Raw genomic sequence first — 22057 nt, forward strand, 5'->3', positions numbered from 1 at the left:
ATACATCGATTACTACAATTACAAACGCATCAAGTCAAAATTAAAAGGCATGAGCCCGGTACAGTACCGAGCTCATGCCCAACAGGTTGCATAAAAATATTTGTCTAACTTTAAGGGGTCACTTCATCCGATCGGCCGCCTTTCTACGTTTTGTTCCGCTTAGCTGCGAAGCTCCAGTGTTTGCAACGGGACCCCCTGCGGCAATAATGCCTCAATCGCCTGTCGAAGCAACGCGTCTCGATGTATTTCCTCGCTTAAGATGGCGACGATGCCGCGATCTTCGCGAGAGCGAATCAATCGTCCTATGCCTTGCTGCAGACGAAGAAGCATATAGGGAAGATCCACCTCGTCGTACGGCGATTCCGCCGCCTCCCGCTTCGCCATAAACACCGGATCCTGCGGGGGAAACGGCAGCGACCAAATGATGACGTTCGAGAGAGAAGGACCAGGTATGTCCAGGCCTTCCCATAGACTTAACGCGCACAAAACACTTGCTTCATCCCTCTGGAAATAACGAATGAGGTGACTGATTTCAGCGTCTCCTTCAAACCAAAACCGCATATCCGCACACTCCGGATAAGAAGGGAGTAATTCCTTAAACCTGAGCAGCTCCTCTTTGCCGTTGAATAGTATCAACGCCCTGCCTTCGGTTCGGTTCAACAGGCTTACGGCAGCCCTCATTTTCTCTTCAAGCGAAGCCCCATGAGCCCATTCGGGGACCAAAACTTCCATTTGATTGCTATAATCATAGGGGGATTGAGTGCTGAACGACACATAATGGTCAGCTCCCAAGATGCCCGCTATATAATCGAATGAACCGTCCACAGATAATGTAGCGGATGAAAAAACAACAGGTATATCGAGGGCAAATACCCGTTCACGGAACACTTCCTTAACGGCTCGGGGCATAATGACCAAAGTGAGCCCGTCCTCTGTTTCCGTTGCCCAGCTAATCAAAGCCTCGGAATTCTGAAACAAGCTTAATGCTTTCTGTATGGTTTCCAGATGCTCCTCGACGATCCGCAGCTGATAATCATTCAAGGTATAAAGCTCGCTCTCAAAAACGAGTTCTTCTTCGATCGCCTCGATGACTTGACGAAACAGGCGCACCTCTTCAAGCAGCGGTTTGCCTAGAACAATCCGTTTCCGCTCAGAGCCCGGGATATCCTCGCAATGTGATGTAAGGGTGTGGAACATGGATTCGCTGCGGTCAATCGCTTCGTCAATAAGCACGGCCAATGATTCCCGAATCTCGCCTTTTGTCAGTCGACAGATCAATTCCTCGAACACCGAGTGTTTCAGGCTGTATGTCAGCGCCTTCTGTGCGGCCGATTCCAGCAGATGCCCCTCGTCAAATACAACGGCACAGTGATCCGGCAATAGCGGAAGCTGACCCTCCCGCTTTCGTCCTTCATAAGTCCACACGTGTTCCATGTAGAAATCATGCGAGCAAATGATCAAATCACTGGATTTCCGATAGTGTTCGCGGGATAGTGTCTGTCCGCAGCGGTGTCTTTGTTCGCAGGAAAAACAATCCTGAAACGAGTCCCAACTGATCTTGTCCCATTGTTGGTCGTTTAAGTGCGGGTATTGTTTGCGATCGCCATATGCATGGAACGACTGCATCGCTTCATATTGATGGACAAAGCGGGGCAGCTCATCGCGCACCCCTCTGTACAAATTCGAATCCTCGTCATCGAATGGCACTTGACCCAGCTTGGCCAAGCAAAGGTAACGATCCGCCGACTTCGCCATTCTAGCGTCGATCGTAAGGCCCACATGTCGAGCCAGCTTGGCAAGATCGCCCTCCGGCTTCGCCAGTTGCTCTATTAGTGATTCGTCCGCGCAGGCAATGATCGCAGGCTTACGAGTATAACGAGCGTATACAATCGCATACAGCAGATATACTAGCGTTTTGCCGGTTCCCACGCCGGCTTCCGCGAAGATGGTTTGCTTCTGAGCGAATGCCCTCTCCAGTTGGTAGGCCATATAGATTTGCTCATCGCGAAGTTCGAAACCCGCTTCCGGCAATATATCGTAGAACACATCCGCGATCCAATCTCCAGCCTGCTTAAGAAAGGGACGGGAATGATCGTATTCAAAAGGATAACGTTTCAATTTGGGTTCGGCCTCCAGGAATCATGTCGAAACATTATCGCATGTTCTTCCTATGAAATCAAAGTTCTGAACACAAGGAGGCGGAACGTGATGAAAACCCGCATGGCAAGGTGAAATTCATGAGGCAGTTGAAACTTGTCAGTCAATGACCCCCACTTAACTAACGTTTGAAGTGGGAGCTTGTAACGACCCGATCGTACGAACGTCCCGCGACTCCGATCTTTTGGCGTTCCGAAGAACGTGGTGTTACATCCTCGAGTAAGCCTTCGCCTACCGATGGGCAGATTGACAGCTGCCCTGCAAGCCTAGTCATGCTAAGCCTGCACCTTCAAGAAGGTACTCTTTTCCCTTCAGACAGAGATTCATGGCGCCGATCCGGTCATCATTGCTTGCATATCCGCATGCCTGGCAACGAAACCGGTGCCTGCGTTTATCCCGGTTTTCTTTGGCCATGTGGCGGCATAGGGGACACGCCTGCGAGGTGTGCTTCGGATCCACGGCTATCGCCATCGAGCCCGCAAGCTTCGCCTTATACGTCACCATTTGACGCAATTGATAGAAAGCCCATGATACCGTCACATACCGATGCTTCAGCTTTGCCTTCTCCGCCCTGCGGCGGATCCCTGTCAAATCCTCCAGCACGAACAGCGTATTCGCCCCATAGCGGGTAACGAGTGCCTTACTTACCCGATGGTTCACATCGGTCATCCAGCGGTTTTCTCGTTCTCCGATTTGCTTCAGTCTGCGGCGGGACGAAGCCGTTTGTTTGCGCTGCAGCTCGGAACGCAATCGTTTGTAGTTTGCTCGTCTGTGTTTGAGTTCCCTCCCCCGAAAAAACAGCGTCCTCCCCTCGGTGTCATACGCCGTGGCTACAAAGTTGATGCCCAGATCAATTCCCGCAACACGTTCAATCTCCTTAAGCTCAGGAACGGCCATTTCCTTAGACACCGGAATATGCAGAAACAACTTCCGTTTTTTACACACCAGCTTGGCTGTGCCGAATATCCATGTGCCGTCGAAATAGGCCTCCATTCCTTTGGCTTCGAAGGGAACCTTGATACGGCCTTGCAGCGTATTGACGGAGAATAGCTTTGCGCTTAGCGAGTAATCCCGTCTCCAGACAAGATCGTATTCCGGCTTCTTGAATTGTACACGCGTCCAAGCATGACCGCTGCTCAAGATGGTCTTGTATTTTGCCAGCACCGTTTTCAATGCCGACTGAGCCATTTGAGAGCGCAAGCCCATCGTGCTGCGCAGGGTTTGATACGTCATTCGGTGCAGGGCAGGCTGCCGGCGCTCGCTCGTCTCGAACACAAGAGCAGAGACAAAATTACAGCCTTGACGATAAGCGAGCATCGTTTGTTGCAGTGCCTTCATTTGACTTTCTGACGGTTTGATTTTGATTTTCGCCGTCATAGTAACGATCATATGTTCGCCTCCCTCCTATGCTAATTTTAGCATAGGAGAGAGAACAAGAACATACGAAATATCATTCCGGCTAACGCCGGACCCCCATTCCTCCCCCGCTTATAGAAGTCGGGAGTATCCAGGGCGATTTTGATGAACAAAAAGCCCTGCCGCCCAATGGAGCGGCAAGGCCTCTCGAAATGAAGTTCATATCGAAAACAAAAAAATTATGCTAGTTGGATATGCCGTTCGCAAAGGAGCTCTCAATCACCTGAAGAACCTCCGCATGCTGAACAACGTTATGGACTAGCGCAGCCAGCAAGAAGATGCCGAGGATTACCGTAAGTCCCTTACGGAGAGCGTCCCGCTTGATCTCCATCGCGAATCTGCCGGCAAGCAGGAATATCGCGAACAAATAGTGCCCGGCGTAGAGATACAAGTCGTTCTGAAACGCGGCCAGGCCGTACCCCACAACGATGTGGAGACCGATCGCCGCCCCGATGTAGCTGCCGAGAATCCAAGCTTCTCTCGTCTTGATCAGGCGAATAAATCCCGCAGCCGCCAGCAGGAGCAGCGCCATACCGACGACCGACACATGGATGGGATACGGCTGCAGCAAATCCGTGGCGAACGCGACGATGCTTGGCGTGACGAGCGCCGCGTCCGGCGTCAGAATCGGGCTGATCCCCAGCATATAGATCGCCTTCCAGTGATAGAAGAACGAGAAAGGAGCCACGTAATTATAGCCGCCGTTGTCGAGCGTCTTCGACCAATTGTGAATCCAGCTGTGTCCGTCGAACAGCAGCCACTGCAGTCCGGTCGCAAGGATAACGAGCAGCAGGAACGCCGCGACGATCCGGACAAGCCTCCAGATCCAGCCCTTCTCCCGAAGCATCACGTTGTTCGCGAAGAGCGACGCCATGAATGGCACGATATTCGTCGACGTGATGCCGAAGTTCGCGAGCGCCAGCCCCGCGTGCGGCAGCACCTTCGTCTTCGCCTGTTCCCTGCTGTATTGCAGATAAACGACCGACAAAATAAGAAACAGCTGAGCGTATGGATACGAATCCGGCACGAGCGCCGTGAACAAGCTGTAAGAGCTAATGCCGAAGAAAGCCGCCATGAGGAATGGAATGATCGCTCCCTCGGCGCTTCGTTTCAAATAACAATAAACCAGCACGACGCTCAGCGCGTTGACGGCGGCTTGGAGCGCGAGGAAAAATAGATTGTCGAATAGATGCTTGGACAGAAACCCGAACGGCCCCGTCAGAAAGCTGATCAGGGGATGAATGACGGAAGCGTTGCCCGGCCCGTACTGCATCGAAGGATCGAAGTTAAACAGATTCAACGCGAACGGCACGCCGTAGAATGGGTTATGCTCCGCGAGCAGCGCCTGGTTCTCTTTCATATAAGACATGAAGGGCAAGTTCATGACGACGTAGAAGACGTAGAAGGCCGCGAATAGACCGCCTGCCGCGTAGTAATCTTTTTTAGCACGAAATAAATAATTCCAGAATCCCATAATGACCACCGATCGTGTATTCATAGATTTATTCCAAAAACGCTAGAATCGCGACAACGGCAATGACGTACAAGACGACCGTCGCCAGGATATGCTTGTCCTCGAACAGGATCCGGTCCGGCGCCCCGCCCTTCTGTTCGACGTGAATGAGGTAGAGATAACGGAAAATGCCGTAGATGACAAAAGGGATCGTCCACATCAAATGGATCGTCCGGCCCGACGTGAAGGTGAACAAGGAATAGCTGATGATCGTGGCCGTCGTGACGATGCCGATCAGCTGGTCGAGCAGGGCGAACGAATAGTTGTCCAGCACCTTCCTATGCGTCCCGCTGTTCGACTGGAATAGCAGCAGCTCATGCCTCCTCTTGCCGATCGCGAGGAACAGGGACAGCAGCATGGTGCAGATCAGGAACCACGGGGTCAGCGGGGCATGGATGACCAATCCTCCCGCGATCGCGCGAAGAACGAAGCCGGCGGCAATGACCATGATGTCCACGATGACGATATGCTTCAAGCGGAACGAATACAAGACGTTCAGGACAAAATAAACGGCAAGCAGCGCGGTAAACAGCGGATTCAGCAGGACGGACGCGGCGAGCGAGGCCAGAAGCAGAAAGCTGCCGAACAGGATCGCCGTCACAGGGTTCAATCGGCCGGACGCCATCGGGCGGTGCTTCTTGAGCGGATGGTTCCGGTCGGCTTCCCGATCCGCGTAATCGTTGACGATGTAGACGCAGCCCGAGACGAAGCATAACAGGAAGAAGCCGGCCAGCGTCGCCGTTATCGTCGAGAGATTGATTCTTTCGAACGAGAATAGAAGCGCGGCGAATATAAGCGCGTTCTTGGACCATTGCTTCGGCCGCAGCTGCGCGAATAAGAGCCGGGACGTCTCGAGCTCATTGATTGTTCTTTCTTCGTTTGCTATCGGTTGCATGCTTATCTCCTACTCCAGAACTTCTGTCTATTACCCAAATTCTTCCTAAAAGAGCGACGTTATTATATGGTAGCCCTTTCCTGCTCGAATCGTCAATACTGAAACGTACGGATTTTCGTAATTGTTGCGGCAGGACGGTCTGATTTTTTTTGGATTTTTTATGAATAAGAGGTCGCCTTCCTGTTCAATCTATAAGAGGATTTTCGATCTAATGTGATGGGAGGGATTACGATGGCAAAACCGGATAACCGCGCGGATAATGCGGAACACCTGCAGCAGCATATTGAGAACACGCAGCAGAATATCCAAGAGACGAATCAATATCTCGCCGAGTTCGGCGATGAGATTTCGGCTTCGGAGAAGCAAAACCTGCAGGCGAAAAACGAGCGTCGCCAGAACAGCGTTCAGGCGTTCCAATCGGAGAAGCAGGACGAGATGAACGCTCAGCAGTAATCGCCATATAACAAATCCCCCGCTTCTCTTGCCTTGCGGCAAGCGGCAGCGGGGGATTTTTTTGCGAGCGCGTTTCGCCTTCGGATTAGTCCTTGATCGGCTCGAACTTGGCGTCGTACAGCCGGAACATCGTTTTGTAGCCGGACTCGTCGACCTTGATGCCCACATCCAGTCTTCCCGTGAGCTGCAGAGGCTCGGAGGTGTACCTGAGCTTCGTGCCGTCCTTGACGAATACGATCATGATCTTGTTCCAATACGTCTCGTCGCCGTTATCGAACGGGCATTCCGCGCCAGGCTCCGGAATAAGCAGGAACCAGTTCTGGTCGAAGGATAGCACTTCGCCCATGAAGCCTTTGATCTGCACCGTCTTCCTCTCATCGGAGAGCTCCCAGAAGCGATTGGACGGAGTCGTCTGATCTTCGTTATCAAAAAATTCGCTCCAGCCGATCTGCGGATATTTGCTGTTCGATTCCTTCTCCGGAGCCGGCGTTGCGGCAGGCTTGCCGGAAGGCGCGGGCTTGGTCGCTGCCGGCTGTTTGGACGGCGCGGGCTTGGTCGATTGCGCCGGGGCCGAGACGGCGGGCTTCGCGGTCGCTTCCGTCTGTGCCTGCGCCGTCGCAGCCGGCTTCGCGGTCGCGGATGCCTGGCTATCGGCAGGCGCGGACGAAGCGGCCGGCGTTACCGAGCCGGCAGGCTCTGCCGACGCTTCCGGCGTGTCTGCGGCCGCGTCGATCGCGGAAGCCTGCTCTTCGCCGCCCGCGTTGGCTATTGGCGGCGAAGCGGACTCCGCGCTCTCCGCCGTTGGATCCGCTGCTGCGGTTGCTGCCTCCGCCGGCGCTGTGCTCGCCGCCGCTTGCGTCTGCTCCGGCTCGTAAGGCGCCGCGTCGCCGAACGAACCCGCGCCGCCCGCGGTTTGTTTGTCCGCCCCGCAGCCGCCGAGCAGAATCGCCGCCGCCAGCATTCCGATGACGGTACGCTTGTAAGGATATTTCCTCCGTGTCATCTTATCATCCCTCCTAAAGTTTTGTGTAACGAAGTGGAACGCTTAGTTTCTAAATAACGTGAGCGCGTCGGTCCGGTATACGCGCGCAGCCGGACCAGCCGACGCGAGTATGCCGATCCCGAGCGCGGCGGCCATCAACAGCCACTCGTTCGTCGCGAATCTCAGCGCATCAAGTTGAATGCCCGTTTCGGTGAACACAAGGTCTCCCAGAAGCGCCGCGGCGGTATGGCCGGCCGCGATGCCGAGAACAACGCCTGCGGCGGTAAGTGCCGCTCCTTCCCCAATGAGACAGGACAGGATATACGCTCTCGATTTGCCGATCAGCCGCAGCAGACCAACATCCCGCTTCCTCTCTTGCACCGATGACATCAGAGCGAGGAGCAGCGTCGCGGCTGCCAGCAGCGCGCAGATGAACATAACGATCATGAGCAGCTGCGATCCGCTGTCCACCATGTTCAGCACGTCGGCTACCGCTTTGCTCGAATAGACCGCCTGCACGTTGTCCAGCTCCTCGAATTGCGTCTTCACCGTCTGAGCTCCAAGCAGCGTCGCCGGCTTCACGATGATCGCGGTAATCTCGCGGTCTTCTTCGCTTAGCGCATGCACGGCCCAAGCGTAATCCATCGTCGTGAAGATCGCCCGGTCATCGGCCGTCCCCAGCTTCGGCAGGATGCCGGTCACCGTATAGGCGAAACTGTCATGCAAGTCCGCATGCGCAGCCTCGTCCGCGTGCGACTCTTCGTCGGCGAGCGCGGTTTCATCGGCGTGCGCCGCTTCGTCTACGTGTGCCGCTTCATCGGCATGAGCCGCCTCGTCCGCGTGGGACTCTTCGTCGGCGTGCACGGTTTCATCGGCGTGTGCAGCTTCGTCTGCGTGCTCCGCTTCGTCTGCGTGCATTGCCTCGTCCGCGTGCTCCGCCTCTTCCGAATGGGCAGCTTCCTCTTCATGGTGATCTTCCGAGATATCCGCGTGCTCGACTAACCCATGCGCCCCGCTGAACGTGTCCCCGATTTGCAGACCCAGCGCTTTGGCAACCGTATAACCGACCGTCACTTCGCCTTGCTGCCCGTACAGCTTGCCTTCCGCCAGACTCCGATCCTCGTAGCGGGTCTGGAAGTAAGTCGGGTCGATCCCTACAATCGGATAACCCTCGTGGCTGTCCCCTGTCGTCATGCCGTACACCGCCTCCGCTTGCCCCGTCTCCCGCACCTGCTCAAGCGTCTCGTACGGAATATTGCCCGTCGGAGCCCCGACGCGGTAGAACGTGTTCAGCACGAGCTGCGATTCGCTGCCGTCCGCCCCAATGACGACCTCGAACGGACCGTAGCCTTGCCGCGCGCCTTGCTCCACTCCGTCCTTGCTCATCAGCAGCAACGAGAACAACGCAACGGTGACGGTTACCGCGATAACCGTTAGTACCGTCAGGAAAGCGCGATGCTTCAAATTGCTCCAAATGTAATTCATGAACTTACGCCTCCCGCTGCCGTCTCTTGCATAGCCCTCTTGTCGGAGCTGCTCTCCGCCCTGCCTTTCAGGAGCTGATTCAGGCTTGCAAATTGCAGCTTCGTAGGGAACAGCTCCGCCAGATGCAAATCATGCGTGACCGTGACGAGAGTCGAACCGTTCTCCCGGCTGACATCCAGCAGGAGCTTCATAATGGAAGAGGCCGTCTCCCAGTCCAGACTTCCCGTCGGCTCATCCGCCAGCACGAGCGGAGGACAATGAATCATGGCGCGAACGATGGCCGCCCGCTGCTGCTGGCCGCGGGACAGCTTGGCGGGAAGCTGGTTCATCCGATCCTGCAGCCCGACCCGTTCGAACCACTCTCCGATTAACCGCGCTCGGAGAGGCTTGCTCATGCTTCGCGGCATGACGAGCTCCACGTTTTCTTTGACCGTGAGAGAGGGGATGAGGTAGAAGTCCTGGAACACGTAGCCGACTGTCTGCGCGCGGAACGCGTCCCTCTCCGATTCCTTCATTCCGCTTACCTGCTGTCCGGCGATCTCCAACAAGCCGCCATCTACGGGCAAGACGCCTCCGAGCAGATGCAGGAACGTGCTCTTCCCGCTGCCGCTCGGCCCGAGCAGGGCGATGGCGTCTCCCTTCCGCGCCGACCATTGATCGATTTCGATAATGGGCAGCCGCCCTTGTTGCTGGGAGAAGGCTTTGCGCACCCCTTCGACCCGAATCATCTCTTCCATCATGATGTCCCCTTTCCAAAAAGCAAACAGGAGAGCAGCGCTCCCCTGTCCGCAAGCATTAACGCAGCGTATATTACTTCACGATTCTTTCGGACAGAGTGTCCCATGTCATGCTCAAGCCAGTCAGCTCGTTGAACGCTTCAAGAGGCAGGTACAGCTTGCCGTTGTCCACGTCGCTTGCCAATTCGGATGCCGTGCCGTTCAGGACGACGGCTCCCGTCTCGATATTCGCTTCCACCGTATTGTCGCCGTGCGTGATGGTAGCCGTGCGGGAATCCGCGTTCCACTCGACTTTGCCGCCCAGAGCTTCCGCAAGCGCCTTGGCAGGGAACAGCACTTGGCCTTCTCTGCTCACTTTGAATTTCGGGTACAGGTATTTCTCTTGCAGCTTGGCTGTCGCGGCTTCAAGGTCGACGCCGATCACTTCGGCGGATGCCAACGCGATTTGCGTGTTGTCGATTTGACCTGTTACCATGTCGGCGATCGGACCATAAGCCCATACGCCTACGTCTACCGCGGAGTGGCCGTGGCCGCTCCAGCCGACAAGCAATCTTTTGCTAATAACGGCGTTATAGCCGCCTTCGCGTCCATAGGAGGATCCATCGCCGGCAAGGATCAGCTCGGCTTCTTCATCCGTCAGGTCGGTAATCCAAGTGTTAGCTGCAACAATCGCCTTCACGTCTTCGATCGTTGCCGCTTCTTTCAGCTTGCCGACCAGGGACTCGGAGGAGTTCTTCTGCTTATCCCACAGGTCGATGTTCAGCTCGTAAATATTGTCGCGGGACAGGGACAGACCGCCCGTCTCATGGTCAGCTGTAATAACGATGGATGTGTTGCCGTCCTTCTTCGCGAAGTCGAGTGCCGCTTTAACGGCAGCGTCGAAGTCCAGCACTTCCTGAATCATCGATGGGAAGTCGTTCGCGTGAGCCGCATGGTCGATACGGCCGCCTTCGATCATGATCGTGAAGCCGTCTTCGTCCTTGGACAGGATGTCTAGGGCTTTCCCTGTCATCTCGGCCAGATTCGGAGTTTCTTCGGAGCGATCCGGCACATAAGAGACATGGGAGCCGCCGAACAGGCCCAGCACCTTGTCGTTCTCTTCCGTCAGACCTTCAAGCCCCGCTCTATCGCTGATGTATGTATAACCTTTGTCTTCGAAGTCGTCGATGATCGTTTTGTCGGAGCGTTTGCCGTTCTCTTCCTTGCTGATAAAGTTGGCGCTGCCGCCGCCCAGGAGCACGTCGACTCCGCTGTCCAGGTACTGCGAAGCGATCGCGTTCTCATTGTCGCGGCTTCTTACATGGGATGCGTATACCGCAGGGGTCGCATGCGTAATGCGGGCCGTGGACACGAGACCTGTCGCCTTGCCCGCCAATTCAGATGCTTCGATAACGGACGCGAATGGCACGGACACATCTTCGTTCGAGATACTGATGGCCGCGTTATACGTTTTGTTGCCCGTCGCGAAAGCCGTGCCCGCCGATGCGGAATCCGTTACAACGCCGGATACGACCGTGCCGCCGTCCTCGCCGCGGTCCGCGTATGTCGTGGCTTGACCAACGTAGATGCTGTCCAGCGTCAGATGGTCGATGCCTTTGTTATACATCAAGTAGTTGCGCGCCGCGGTTACTTGAGCCGGCCCCATGCCGTCGCCGATCAGAACGATCAGGTTTTTCGATTTGGGAGCCTCCGCCTCCGCAGGCACTGCGTCTTCCGCGGAAACGGCTGTTGCGGATAATACGGATAATGCCATGCAGCTGGCAAGCAGCGTGCGTACTGCTTTCTTCTTCAAATGAATCTCCTCCAACCATAGTAGGTTTATAGTTCGAATCTATTAATCATTATGTGGGCGATTCGTAAACGGAAGATTACGAGGAAATGAAGAATATGTAAATCGTGATGCACCATTTACAAACAGACGGCCCCCGGACAGATCAGCTGTCCGGGGGCCGGTCTTTCACCTATTAATAGAAAGAGAAGTTCAACCTATTCCGAGTAATACCAGTTCGTGTCGAGGCCGGTAACCGGACAGTAAGGGAATTTGTCCCCTTCCCGGAGCGCGGTTCGCCTGCCCGCTTCGCAAATGTAGTCCCCTTCTCTCTGGACTCGTTCGCCCGTACGATAAGCAGCACTCGTCAAATTGCTCATGACACAACACCTCTTCTACTCGTATTTGCAAGCTGCCGCGATAACAGGAATGATGGTTCAGACGATAGGGTTGGCTCGCGGTTCATCTCGCCCGCCTTCCTCATCTTCCGTTCGCCGCTTGCTTGCTTCTTCTTAACCTCATACCGTACGATTGAAACACAAAGAAGAGGCGCTCCCAGCATGCCGCGATGCAACCTTCGCATCGGCATGCCGGAAGCGCCTCCTTCTCACCCGGTCAATGGGACGGGTACGGAACGCCCTCTCCTTCTTCCTGTTCCTGGCGGGCTGCCCGCTTCAGCAAGAACGAGGCCAGAAACGCGGCGGCGATCAACAGGAACGCGATAAGAAACGCGTTCTTCATCCCCTCCATCATGCCGCTGAGCTGTATGCCCGGATCGTTCAGATCTTTCCCCTCCATATAACGCTCGGAGCTGATGCTCATGACGGTGACGAGCAGCGCCGTGCCAATCGCGCCGGAAACTTGCTGCAGGGTGCTGATGATCGCCGTTCCGTGAGCATACAGCTTCGGCGGCAGCGCGTTCAGCGCATTCGTCATTACCGGCATCATCATCATGGAGATGCCTAGCATGAGCAGCGTATTAAGCAGCATGATAAAGCCGTAATTGGTAGACGGCGTCATGAAAGCGAATTGAATAAGCGTATGACCGATTAGCCCGAGGCCGATAATGCACAGCCACTTGGCGCCGAAGCGGTCGAACAAGCGGCCCGTAATCGGCGACATTATGCCCATCAGAATCCCCCCTGGCAGCATGACGAGTCCGGCTTCCAGCGGCGTATAGCTGAGCGCATTCTGCAGGAACAGAGGCAGCAGCATCATAGCCGAGAACATCGCCATCATGACAACCATCATAATCGGCGTCGAAAGGCTGAAGATGCGGAACTTGAACGCGCGAAGCTCAAGCAGCGGCTCCTGCAGGCGAAGCTGACGAATCACGAACAGGATGAGCGCGGCGGCGCCGACGGCGATCGGAGCAAGCACTTCCACGCTGAGAAGGCTGCCATGCCCTTCACCGGCGCTGCTGGCCCCGTATACCAATCCCCCGAACCCCAGCGTCGACAGCAGCAAGGAAAACACGTCGATCCGAGGCCGCGACGTTTCCGTTACGTTCTTCAGCTTCAAATAGGCGAACGCCATGACGAACAACGCGATCGGGATGACGCTGTAGAAGAGCACCCTCCAGCTGAAATGCTCGACGATAATGCCGGATAACGTCGGCCCGATCGCCGGCGCAAATGTAATGACGATACCGATCGTGCCCATCGCCGAACCGCGCTTCTCCAGCGCGACGATGGAGAACACGACGTTGGTCAGCAGCGGGAACAGCAGCCCCGTCCCGGAAGCCTGCAGCACCCGGCCGAGCAGCAGCAGCTCGAAGCCCGGCGCGACTGCAGCCACCAACGTTCCTGCGGAGAACAAGCCCATCGCCGTCAAGAACAGGCTGCGAGTCGTAAAGCGACGCATCAGGTAAGCGGTCATCGGGATTAACACGCCGATGACGAGGAGGTAGCCCGTGCTGAGCCACTGCGCCTTGCTGGGCGCAACGCCGATATCCTCCATAATTTTCGGCAGCGCCACGTTCAGCAGCGTTTCGTTCAGGATCGCCACGAACACCCCAAGAATCATAACCATGACCACGACAAAATTGCTCCGGCTCCCGAACGTGCTCCCGTCTCCCGTCCCTTGTCTCTCTTTATCCATCCTTCCACTCCCTTCCCGATGGCTTCGGCCACCGATCCACATGTACTATATGCTACCATAGGGAACATTCATTCGTTTCTCATCGATTGCGATATTTTCCCCTCACTCTCATAAAAAACAAAAAAAAAGCCCTAAACCACAGGGCTTCCGCTGCAATCCATAATCAAGTCCCCCAAGCTCCGATCGCGATGATGCCCGCCGTAATGATGCCCGCGTACAGAACGCGCCCGGCTCCTCCCGCTTCCTTAAGGAGCCAGATGCCCAGCAGCGTGCCAATGACCGTGCTGATCTCGCGGATGGGAGCAAGCTGCGAGACCGGCCCGACATCCATGGCAAATAAGAACAATAAGTATGAGCCCGGCGACAGCACGGAGCCGATGACGATCTGTTTCCAGCTGCCGTCCCATTCCGTCCGGATAGCTTTCGGTTTCCATGCCGATCGGGCCAATATAATAACAAAGCCGATGTTGCAAACCTCGATGAGCGCAAGCGGAGAAATATAGGATAGCAGCAGCTTGTCATTCAGCGTGTACCCCGTTATCGCCGCCCCTACGCCCAGGATCGGAAGAAACGCGTGCAGCATCTGGCCGCGATTCAGTTGCCGATTGCCCCTGGCGCCGATAGCGAATAATCCAGCCACGATCGCCGCGACTCCCAGCCAGCCGATTGTAGTCAAGCTCTCGCCGAACAGCCACACGCCAAGCAGCGGCACGAGGAGCGCGGCGATTCCCCGCATAACCGGATACGCCTGCGACATTTCCGCCCTCTGATAAGCAATCGGCAGCAGATAAGCGTACATGATCTGGAAGCCAAGCGTAACCGCCATCAATCCGTAGCCTGCAAGCGGGATTCCCTGTGCCATCTCGTATATAAGGAACGGAAGAAAAACAATGAAGCCGCCGAAGTTGATCAGCCAGAGGAACACCTTTTTGTCGCGGCTCGATTTGGTGAACAGATTCCACACCGCATGCGCGATTCCGGATCCCAACACGAGCGTCAATGCTACAGCCATCGCGAAACCCCTTTTCTGTGTGTTTCATTGGTTTTTGTTGCATTTCGATTGTACTCCTGTGGATTGTTGCTGTCAATATAGCAAAATGTCAGATCATAAACTGTTAATCGCAACAAAAAACAACAATCGCAATTACCCTGAGTGAGCCCTAAGAAGGGAAACGAAAAGCGAGGGGGAGGGCATAAGGTCGCTCTAATCGGCCCTAATAAAACGAATAGCCTCCCTAGACCATCATGGTCTAAGGAGGCTATCGCTGCTGCGGCACACCTCTAATCGCCGATCGCGATTAAAGCGGAATCCGATATTCCGAATTCAGTTCAATGATATGCTCGCCTTGATTGTATACCCAGCAGAAATGAAAGGCGTTGCCCTCATATTTGGTCCGCATCCGGATATCCGGCACAATCGTGGTGTCCATATGGCTGATAATGATTTCTTCCATCTCCCGAAGCTTGCCGATCGTATCCGCCGCCAGCGAACGTGCGACGTCTTCCGGCTGGGAATGCAAGAAATAACGAATCGCGATTTCATCCACTGTCCAATCCTCTTCCAACGAGTAGCCGGCGCCGCGCAGCACTTCCTTCACCGTGTTCACCCAATCGTCCACCAAGTTCATCGTAATTTCGTACATGGCGCATTACCCCTATCCTCTATTGATCGCTTCGTCTACCCTACCATACGCGGGCGGGAGCGCGCAATATAAGCGGAGGATCAGTGACCGGCGTCCTGATCCCTCGGCTCCTTCGCGCCCTGGAGCTTCACGAAGAACGACATCGCGTACGAAATCGCTAGCAGAGCGAGAGGCACGGCGCTGATCAGGATGCGGAACGTGAGCTCGGGATCGCTGCCCGGCTCGTCCCCGCTCTTGTAGCCGGTGAACACCCCGACAATGAGGAAGGCCACCGCTGAAATAAGCCCGCTCGACCGAGTAATGAAGCCGCTGACCGCCGTATAGATGCCTTCCCTTCTACGGCCGGTTTCCTTGTAATCGAGGTCGATAATCAGGCTGTTCACGACCGGCGGCGTCACCAGGAAGCCGGCAAGTCCGAACCCGACAATGATGCCCGCGATAATGCCGCCTGCGAGCGTTTGGCCGAACCAGAGCGGAATGACCGATAACGCGTACGCCAGGAGGGACAGCCGCCAAGCCTTCACCGAATCCATTCGCTTAATTAGCCAGAACCATACGCCGACAAGCGGAATAACCGACACGAAGATGGAGGCGAGCAGCAGCGTAACTTGCGTCTCCGGTATGCGCAGCACGTACTTCGCGTAGAACGGAATCATCGAGCTGAGCAGCCCGTTCACCGTCTGGGCGAACGAGTTCGACAGATTGAAGATCCAGAACGGCTTGTTCTTAAGCGTGGCGGCGAACGATTCCTTCAGCCCCATCTTCGGCCCCTCGCGCAGCGCCGGATCCTCCTGCGTGAACCGCAGGAACAGCACCATGAAGAGGACGAACAACAAGCCGAAGATGACTGCCATCATGCCGAAGCCAAGCCCGTTGAAAAGAATAGGGGCTACGGCCGATCCGATCAGGATCGCCACAATTTGGTAGCCCTGCTGGATAGCAGACGCCTTCTTCCGGATCCGGTCGCCGCCGAACAGCTCGGGGAACAACGCCCCGTAATTCACCCATAGAATGGTGGCCACCGCTTCGAACAGCAGCAGCGCGACCAGGAACCATGCGAACAATCCGCCTTGCCCGCCTTGCGGGAGTCCCTCCGGCGCGCTGAACACGAGATAGAAGGCGAGAAAAAAAAGCGGAATCGAAGCATACAGCCAAGGCTTCCGCCGGCCGTGCCTCGAATTCGTCCGATCCGAGAAATAGCCCGCCATGGGCTGGTTCACCGCGTCCCAGATCATGAAGATTACTCTTGCCAGCGTAGCGAGCCCCAGGCCGAGTCCCAGCTTGTCTACGTAATAATAGCTGTAAAAAGTGCTGAAAGCATGACTGGGTATCATAATGGCCAGCATCCCGAACGCGTACATCCACGGCGAGTTCATCGCCTTGTTCCCTGCCATATTCCCACATCCGTCCTATGCTAGAATGTCCATCTTTATCCAGAATACTTGGATCGGCGATGCCTGGCAACGAGAAATTGCCGCGCTTGACCCGCTTGGCGTCCCGCCGTCCGGCTTGCCGGGATCTATGCGAACCAATGCCCGAAATGCTTCGCGAGATACCGCAGCTTGACCTCCGTCTGTCTGCCTCCCCCGCCCTCGTGGCCATTGAACGGATACAATACGATTTCCTTCTCGCCCCGTATCCGGTTATACGTCGCGAAGTACATCTGCGGGGGACACGTCTCATCCTTCAACGCTACCGAGGCAAGCACGGGACAAGCTATCCGATCCGCCATATTCATCGTGTCGAAATAGCTTAAGTTGTCCATGACCAGATCCGTCTGCTCCGGATGCCGCTTCAAATAGTCCGCCACGGCTCCGAACGCGCCGTGGTTGCCTTCGACCCGGGCAGCCAGATTGCTGTTGCTCGGCACGTCGACGAGCGCCGCCTTCGGCCGGCCGTCGAGCGCGACAACCGCCATGCCCAGCCCTCCGCCTTGGCTGCCGCCTTCGATTATGATCCGTTCCCCGTCCACTTCCGGCTGGGCGCAGGCGAAATCGATCGCCCTCAGCGCGTCCGTGTAGGCATAACGGTAATAATATTCATGTTTATTATGAACGCCCTTGCTTGCAACGTTCGACAGAAAGCCATGAGTATAGGCGGTGTTATTGCCTGTCTGTCCGCCCTGATCCCGGCAGTCGACCGACAGGACGGCGAAGCCCATCATCACCCAATGCATGAAACCCGCGGGCTCGCCCCGGCTCCCCGTAAAGCCATGATAGTGAATCAAGCACGGCACGGGCTTGCTCCCGCCTCCGGCAGGGACGATGAACCAGCCGTGCACCCGCGTTCCGTCCATCCCTTTGTAAGCGATATCATAAAGGTTCGCCGATCGGATCGGGTAATCAATCTCCGTCCTCTCCGGCTCAAGCGGAACGTTACGCGACGCCCCGAGCGTCTCTTCCCAGAACGCGTCGAAATCCGATCGCTTCGTCAGCTCCGGTGCGTACGCTTCGAGCTCCCGCATTTTTTTGTCCAAATACCCCATCCATCCCACTCTCCCTTAAACCCAATATATGCCACTATCATACCATAGCCCATACAAAAAGGGTCGACCAAAGATCGGCCGACCCTGTCTTCCTTATTTGAATGTAACCGATTGAATGATGTCCTCGACTTGCGCTTTGGTCTCGTCATCTACGTGCGTGGTAATGATGTTGAACGCGTAACCTTCCAAGATCGTGCTGTAATAGTTCTGCGTAATGGATAGCTCAGGCGATACGTTGACGGCTACCTCCATCACATGGAAGTCCTTGCCGCCCACTTGCTGCTCCTTGATTTCCTGGAATTCGTACGGCAATCCGCTTTGAGTCATCAGTTCCTGGGAAGCTTCCAAATAATCTTTGCCGTCCTTCACGCCTTGCAGCAAGCTCACCTTCTCGCCGACGAGAATGACGGACGGATTCGGCTGGTCAGCCGTGTCGATCGGATATTTGGACGCCATAAGCAGGTTAACCGTCTTCGCTTGGGAGAGATCCATTCCCTTCTGCAGCTCTTCGTCGTCTCCGGCGATCAGCTCCGCGCCCGCTTCGGCCAGCTGATTCACCATTTCCATATCCTGCGCTTCCCATTCCGAAGGGAATTGAAGCGATACGCCGAAGTAGTCGTTCGTGTAGCTGCCGCTCGACGTCGTGCCGAGGCTGATGACTTTCTCCTTGCTGCCGCCGCCGCACGCAGCGGCCATTATGGCGATCAGCGCCAGCATAAGGGCTAGCGCGCCGAATTTGTTTTTGTTCATGTTGTCCTCCTGTTACCCATTCGTTTTTTTTGACACTTGAACAGTGTAACAATTGGAGGAAGCTTCTTCCACCTATAGGATTCTATAGGCATCGGTCAGATCATCGACAATTGACTTGCAATTCGCACGGCCTCCGCGCTGGATTGCACGTTCAGCTTCTCGAAAATCATTTTCTTATGGTGGTTGACCGTGCTCTCCTTGATATGAAGCTTCAGTGCGATCGATTTGACCGTCTGCCCTTCCGATATGAGCCGCAGCACGTCCAGCTGGCGCTCCGTCAGCACCGCATCCGCATAATCGCTCGCGTCGCAGTCAACCTCGAGATTTCGTACGCTTTCGAGCATATGCGCCGAGATCAGCTTCACGATCGCGATCAGCTCGCCTTTCATCTCCTCGTTGACGGTCGAGACGTCCAGATAGCCAAGCAGCTTGTCCCCCGATAACAACGGGGTTGCAAAGCAGTGCCAGGTCTGGAAGTGCGGACTCTCATGATGCTCCGGCTTCAGATATACGGCCTTCCCCGTCGCCATGGCTTCCGAGATGGCGTTCACGCCGCAGTTTTCCTCCGAGAATACAAGGCCGATCCGGATCGGCGACCGATCCGCGGCTTCCTTCATCTCGGGACTATAATCCATGGCCGTCAGCTTGCCCCGTTCGTCGGTAAGGAGGAACAGATAGCCTCCGGTTATATGTTCTTTGACGATTCTGATCGATGATAAGAAAGCGCTTAATAATTCCTCCGTCACTTCAATCCCCAATCCTTTCCTTCGCTCCCATCTCTAGTCTAGCTTATGTGGCAGACTCTTTCAATGAAATTACGATGAGGATTTGGGCAGCCCGCGCGGTTAAAACAGCCTTATTTCAAGCGGCAGAAAGCCCTGCTTCGGCGGGAAGCAGGGCTTTCTTATTCGGACTCGCAGGCTATGGCGCAGGCAAAAATTCCGTTGTGAATATTTCGTTCGCGGCAAATGCTTCTTCCAGCAGGCCGATCTCGGCAAGCTGGTCGATCAGCGTCTGCCAGCGCTCCTCCGTCATATAGCCGAAGCCGTGCTCGGACGCGTCGCCTCCGTAGACGAACTCCCTCTGCGCTTCGTCTTCGAACTGGATGGCGTCAAGCGCTATGTTCGGGTTGGCCGCGTGAATCGCTTCGTTCACTTCCGCGGAGGTGTCCTTATAAGACATCCAGCCTTCCGAGAACGCCTGGACGAAGCTCGCGACCGCTTCTTTGTTTTGGTCCAAATAGTCTTTCGTCACGAAAAGCACGACGTTATACGGATTATAGCCGGACTCCGACACGAGCAGCGTCTTCACCTTCACGCCCTCCTTCTCCATGAAGAATGGCTCGGACGTGACGAAGGCTTGCGTCACCGACTCCGGATCGGCCAGGAAATTCACGTGCTGGCCGGTGTACGTCATCTCTTTGACACCGCTTAGATCATACTGCTTCTTCAGATAATCCCAGTATGTAATACCGGGCTGAATGAATACCGTACGGCCGTTCAAGTCCTCGAACTTCTCCACCGCCGCATTCTCCTGGACCATGAATGCTTGCGGACTTCCCTGCAGCGCGGCCGCGACGACGACGAGATCGATGCCCTGATTTTTGGCGATGACGATCTGATCCGCATGCGCGAGGCCGAATTCCGCGTTCCCCGACGCGACGATCTGCACCGCCGATACTTGCGGTCCGCCCGGCTCGATCGTAAGATCGAAGCCATGCTTCGCGAAGATGCCCTGCTCCTGAGCCGCATAGACGCCGCCGTGCTGCGCCTTCGGGAACCAGTTGAGCACGAGCTTCGCCTTTCTTGTTTCGACCGGCGCCTCCGACGGAGTGGCCGACGGCTCCGCCGAGGCGCTTGTCGTCGGATTCGGCGATTCCGGCGGGGCCGCCGCCGGCTCGTTGCCTCCTCCTCCGCACGCCGCCAGCACGATCATCATACATAACGATAAGACCAATCCCCCGAGCTTCATTCTTTTCCCCATGATCCGCTTCTCCTCCACTTGTATCTTTATTTATCTTCACTTCATCGCCGACTCGTGCCAGGAGCCGAGTATCCGGTTCGAGATCAAGCTGACGACGAGATAGAAGGTAATGCCGAGAATGGCGGCGGCAATGCCGCAAGCGAACAAGAACGGCGTTTTCATCTGGACGGCCGCGATGGTGATGGCGTAGCCGAGACCGCCCTTCCCGCCCCCGATTCCGGCCACGTATTCGCCGACGATCGCTCCGACGATGGAGAGCGTGCACGATATTTTCAGCCCCGTCATCATATACGGCATCGCGGCCGGCAGTCTCAGCTTCCACATCTTCTGCCACTTGGAGGAATGGTAGAGCGTAAACAATTCGTCCATGCTGCGGTCCACGGAATTAAGCCCCATGAGCGTATTGGAGATGACCGGGAAGAAGCCGATCAGGAAGGCGATCGCCACGATCGAATTGTAGCCGGCGCCGAACCAGATCACGACAAGCGGCGCGACCGCTACGACCGGTATCGTCTGGAGAATGATCGCGTACGGATAGATGCTTCGCTCCAGAATAAGCGAGCTGGCCAGCAGTACCGAGACGCCGATGCCGATAATCGCGCTGAGCAGAAAGCCGATAACCGATTCGACCACCGTAATGCGTACGGCTTCCCATAGGATGCTCCAGTCTTGAACGGCCGCTTCCAGCACGTCCGTCGGTTTCGGGAAGATGAACGGCTTCATGCCAAGCCATGACGGCACGAGCTGCCACAACGCGGTCACCACGACGAACGCGATAATCGGACCCAGGTAATAATGAACAAACGTTTGACGCCAATCGGCCTTGCGCTTCTTCACCTCAGGCTCGAGCGTTCCCGCTTGAATCGTTTCCGCTGTAGATACCGACATTATCCCAGCTCCTTCCGCAGCGAACCGTGTTCCAAATAAGAGGAAGCACGATCGACGTATTCGCCGAACGACCGGTCCGTTCTCATGGCAAGCGTCCTCGGATACGGAAGCTCAACGTCGATCATCGTCGACAGCCTGCCGGGACGCGCCGACATGACGGCAATCCGGGAGGACAGCAGCACCGCTTCGAACACGTTATGCGTCACGAACAACACCGTCATCTTCTCCCGCCGCCAGATGTCGAGCAGCTCCATCTGGAGCGTCTGCCTCGTGATTTCGTCGAGCGCCGCGAACGGTTCGTCCATGAGCAGCAGCTTCGGCTTCGCGGCAAGCGCTCGGGCAATGGACACCCGCATCTTCATCCCCCCCGACAGCTGTCTCGGGTAAGCCTTCATATAATCCTTCAAGCCGACCATCTCGAGCACTCGCTTCGCTTCGGTTCTATGCTCCTTCATGCTTCCGCCCCTCAGCTCCAGCGGCAGAATGACGTTGTCCAGCACCGTGCGCCACGGCAGCAGGTTGGCTTCCTGGAAGACGAACGCGATATCGTTCGACTCCCGGATAACGCGCTTCGGTTCCTTGCCGCCGACGAGTACGCTGCCCGATGACGCTTCCTCCAACCCCGCGACCATCCGAAGCGCCGTCGACTTGCCGCAGCCCGACGGGCCGAGGAAGCTGACGAAGTCCCCTTCCCCGATACCGAAATGAACATCCGCAAGCGCGGTCGTGCCCGTGCTATATATTTTGCCGACGTGGTGAAAGGCTACGAAGTGACCCTGTTCTTTGTCTCCCATGATGCCCT

At 55.9% G+C, this 22057-nt stretch carries 21 protein-coding genes; 2 read left to right on the top strand and 19 right to left on the bottom strand.

Annotated features, from left to right (window positions below; all coding sequences use genetic code 11):
• A partial coding sequence (locus NQZ67_RS18580) for an IS3 family transposase (protein ID WP_257447974.1) occupies window positions 1–94 on the top strand: 94 nt, incomplete at its 5' end.
• A gap of 65 nt (window positions 95–159) precedes the next feature.
• On the opposite strand, the gene NQZ67_RS18585 is transcribed toward NQZ67_RS18580, so the two are convergent.
• The 4 genes from NQZ67_RS18585 to NQZ67_RS18600 form a co-directional block, all read right to left on the bottom strand.
• On the bottom strand, window positions 160–2118 hold the full coding sequence (locus tag NQZ67_RS18585) for an ATP-dependent DNA helicase (protein WP_257448843.1): 1959 nt from the start codon (window positions 2116–2118) through the stop codon (window positions 160–162).
• Between the two features lie 309 nt (window positions 2119–2427).
• Window positions 2428–3546 carry an RNA-guided endonuclease InsQ/TnpB family protein gene (locus NQZ67_RS18590; RefSeq protein WP_257448845.1) on the bottom strand — a complete coding sequence of 373 codons (1119 nt, stop codon included), beginning with the start codon at window positions 3544–3546 and terminating at the stop codon, window positions 2428–2430.
• 211 nt (window positions 3547–3757) lie between these two features.
• The gene (locus NQZ67_RS18595) at window positions 3758–5071 is read right to left on the bottom strand and encodes a DUF6080 domain-containing protein (RefSeq protein ID WP_257448847.1); all 1314 of its coding nucleotides are present in this window, start codon (window positions 5069–5071) and stop codon (window positions 3758–3760) included.
• Window positions 5072–5075: 4 nt separating this feature from the next.
• A complete protein-coding gene (locus NQZ67_RS18600) occupies window positions 5076–5981 on the bottom strand; it encodes a decaprenyl-phosphate phosphoribosyltransferase (protein ID WP_257448849.1) in 906 nt (301 codons plus the stop codon).
• A 231-nt stretch (window positions 5982–6212) separates the two neighbouring features.
• Here NQZ67_RS18600 and tlp point away from each other — a divergent pair, with 231 nt between their 5' ends.
• Entirely contained in the window at window positions 6213–6434 is a 222-nt protein-coding gene (tlp, locus tag NQZ67_RS18605; protein ID WP_257448851.1) for a small acid-soluble spore protein Tlp, read from the top strand.
• 85 nt (window positions 6435–6519) lie between these two features.
• Here the strand turns inward: tlp and NQZ67_RS18610 are convergent, their stop codons facing one another.
• From NQZ67_RS18610 to NQZ67_RS18680, 15 genes are all read right to left on the bottom strand, one after another.
• Window positions 6520–7437, bottom strand: a complete 918-nt coding sequence (locus NQZ67_RS18610) for a hypothetical protein (protein WP_257448853.1) — start codon at window positions 7435–7437, stop codon at window positions 6520–6522.
• Window positions 7438–7479: 42 nt separating this feature from the next.
• Window positions 7480–8901 (bottom strand): ABC transporter permease, encoded by a 1422-nt coding sequence (locus tag NQZ67_RS18615; protein WP_257448855.1) that lies wholly within the window; start codon window positions 8899–8901, stop codon window positions 7480–7482.
• Window positions 8898–9641, bottom strand: a complete 744-nt coding sequence (locus NQZ67_RS18620; RefSeq protein WP_257448856.1) for an ABC transporter ATP-binding protein — start codon at window positions 9639–9641, stop codon at window positions 8898–8900. Before NQZ67_RS18620 ends, NQZ67_RS18615 begins: the two co-directional genes overlap by 4 nt.
• 70 nt (window positions 9642–9711) lie before the next feature.
• Window positions 9712–11430 (bottom strand): alkaline phosphatase, encoded by a 1719-nt coding sequence (locus tag NQZ67_RS18625; protein ID WP_371825326.1) that lies wholly within the window; start codon window positions 11428–11430, stop codon window positions 9712–9714.
• 194 nt (window positions 11431–11624) lie between these two features.
• A complete protein-coding gene (locus NQZ67_RS18630; protein ID WP_257448859.1) occupies window positions 11625–11786 on the bottom strand; it encodes a hypothetical protein in 162 nt (53 codons plus the stop codon).
• 235 nt (window positions 11787–12021) lie between these two features.
• Window positions 12022–13506, bottom strand: coding sequence for a DHA2 family efflux MFS transporter permease subunit (locus NQZ67_RS18635; protein ID WP_257448861.1), 1485 nt, complete (start codon window positions 13504–13506; stop codon window positions 12022–12024).
• A gap of 163 nt (window positions 13507–13669) precedes the next feature.
• A complete protein-coding gene (locus tag NQZ67_RS18640; protein WP_257448863.1) occupies window positions 13670–14518 on the bottom strand; it encodes an EamA family transporter in 849 nt (282 codons plus the stop codon).
• A 286-nt stretch (window positions 14519–14804) separates the two neighbouring features.
• Window positions 14805–15149: a hypothetical protein gene (locus NQZ67_RS18645; RefSeq protein ID WP_257448865.1), complete on the bottom strand. Its 345-nt coding sequence runs from the start codon at window positions 15147–15149 to the stop codon at window positions 14805–14807.
• A gap of 80 nt (window positions 15150–15229) precedes the next feature.
• The gene (locus NQZ67_RS18650; RefSeq protein WP_257448867.1) at window positions 15230–16543 is read right to left on the bottom strand and encodes an MFS transporter; all 1314 of its coding nucleotides are present in this window, start codon (window positions 16541–16543) and stop codon (window positions 15230–15232) included.
• Between the two features lie 125 nt (window positions 16544–16668).
• Entirely contained in the window at window positions 16669–17634 is a 966-nt protein-coding gene (locus tag NQZ67_RS18655) for an acetylxylan esterase (protein WP_257448869.1), read from the bottom strand.
• 93 nt (window positions 17635–17727) lie between these two features.
• A complete protein-coding gene (locus tag NQZ67_RS18660; RefSeq protein WP_257448871.1) occupies window positions 17728–18384 on the bottom strand; it encodes a hypothetical protein in 657 nt (218 codons plus the stop codon).
• Window positions 18385–18479: 95 nt separating this feature from the next.
• The gene (locus tag NQZ67_RS18665) at window positions 18480–19142 is read right to left on the bottom strand and encodes a LuxR family transcriptional regulator (protein WP_257448874.1); all 663 of its coding nucleotides are present in this window, start codon (window positions 19140–19142) and stop codon (window positions 18480–18482) included.
• A 163-nt stretch (window positions 19143–19305) separates the two neighbouring features.
• Window positions 19306–20367 carry an ABC transporter substrate-binding protein gene (locus tag NQZ67_RS18670; protein ID WP_257448876.1) on the bottom strand — a complete coding sequence of 354 codons (1062 nt, stop codon included), beginning with the start codon at window positions 20365–20367 and terminating at the stop codon, window positions 19306–19308.
• 36 nt (window positions 20368–20403) lie between these two features.
• A complete protein-coding gene (locus tag NQZ67_RS18675) occupies window positions 20404–21255 on the bottom strand; it encodes an ABC transporter permease (RefSeq protein WP_257448878.1) in 852 nt (283 codons plus the stop codon).
• Entirely contained in the window at window positions 21255–22049 is a 795-nt protein-coding gene (locus NQZ67_RS18680; RefSeq protein ID WP_257448880.1) for an ABC transporter ATP-binding protein, read from the bottom strand. The genes NQZ67_RS18675 and NQZ67_RS18680 overlap by 1 nt, the downstream gene beginning before the upstream one ends.
• Between the last annotated feature and the right edge of the window lie 8 nt (window positions 22050–22057).

Origin of the sequence: Paenibacillus soyae, assembly GCF_024623455.1 — a bacterium.
Taxonomy (GTDB): Bacteria; Bacillota; Bacilli; order Paenibacillales; family Paenibacillaceae; genus Pristimantibacillus; species Pristimantibacillus soyae.

What these genes read in the sequence shown, in the direction of transcription:
- NQZ67_RS18590 (WP_257448845.1), bottom strand. Translation starts at nt 3,546, where the DNA reads ATGATCGTTACTATGACGGCGAAAATCAAAATCAAACCGTCAGAAAGT.
- NQZ67_RS18595 (WP_257448847.1), bottom strand. Translation starts at nt 5,071, where the DNA reads ATGAATACACGATCGGTGGTCATTATGGGATTCTGGAATTATTTATTT.
- NQZ67_RS18600 (WP_257448849.1), bottom strand. Translation starts at nt 5,981, where the DNA reads ATGCAACCGATAGCAAACGAAGAAAGAACAATCAATGAGCTCGAGACG.
- tlp (WP_257448851.1), top strand. Translation starts at nt 6,213, where the DNA reads ATGGCAAAACCGGATAACCGCGCGGATAATGCGGAACACCTGCAGCAG.
- NQZ67_RS18610 (WP_257448853.1), bottom strand. Translation starts at nt 7,437, where the DNA reads ATGACACGGAGGAAATATCCTTACAAGCGTACCGTCATCGGAATGCTG.
- NQZ67_RS18615 (WP_257448855.1), bottom strand. Translation starts at nt 8,901, where the DNA reads ATGAATTACATTTGGAGCAATTTGAAGCATCGCGCTTTCCTGACGGTA.
- NQZ67_RS18620 (WP_257448856.1), bottom strand. Translation starts at nt 9,641, where the DNA reads ATGATGGAAGAGATGATTCGGGTCGAAGGGGTGCGCAAAGCCTTCTCC.
- NQZ67_RS18630 (WP_257448859.1), bottom strand. Translation starts at nt 11,786, where the DNA reads ATGAGCAATTTGACGAGTGCTGCTTATCGTACGGGCGAACGAGTCCAG.
- NQZ67_RS18635 (WP_257448861.1), bottom strand. Translation starts at nt 13,506, where the DNA reads ATGGATAAAGAGAGACAAGGGACGGGAGACGGGAGCACGTTCGGGAGC.
- NQZ67_RS18640 (WP_257448863.1), bottom strand. Translation starts at nt 14,518, where the DNA reads ATGGCTGTAGCATTGACGCTCGTGTTGGGATCCGGAATCGCGCATGCG.
- NQZ67_RS18645 (WP_257448865.1), bottom strand. Translation starts at nt 15,149, where the DNA reads ATGTACGAAATTACGATGAACTTGGTGGACGATTGGGTGAACACGGTG.
- NQZ67_RS18650 (WP_257448867.1), bottom strand. Translation starts at nt 16,543, where the DNA reads ATGGCAGGGAACAAGGCGATGAACTCGCCGTGGATGTACGCGTTCGGG.
- NQZ67_RS18655 (WP_257448869.1), bottom strand. Translation starts at nt 17,634, where the DNA reads ATGGGGTATTTGGACAAAAAAATGCGGGAGCTCGAAGCGTACGCACCG.
- NQZ67_RS18660 (WP_257448871.1), bottom strand. Translation starts at nt 18,384, where the DNA reads ATGAACAAAAACAAATTCGGCGCGCTAGCCCTTATGCTGGCGCTGATC.
- NQZ67_RS18670 (WP_257448876.1), bottom strand. Translation starts at nt 20,367, where the DNA reads ATGGGGAAAAGAATGAAGCTCGGGGGATTGGTCTTATCGTTATGTATG.
- NQZ67_RS18675 (WP_257448878.1), bottom strand. Translation starts at nt 21,255, where the DNA reads ATGTCGGTATCTACAGCGGAAACGATTCAAGCGGGAACGCTCGAGCCT.
- NQZ67_RS18680 (WP_257448880.1), bottom strand. Translation starts at nt 22,049, where the DNA reads ATGGGAGACAAAGAACAGGGTCACTTCGTAGCCTTTCACCACGTCGGC.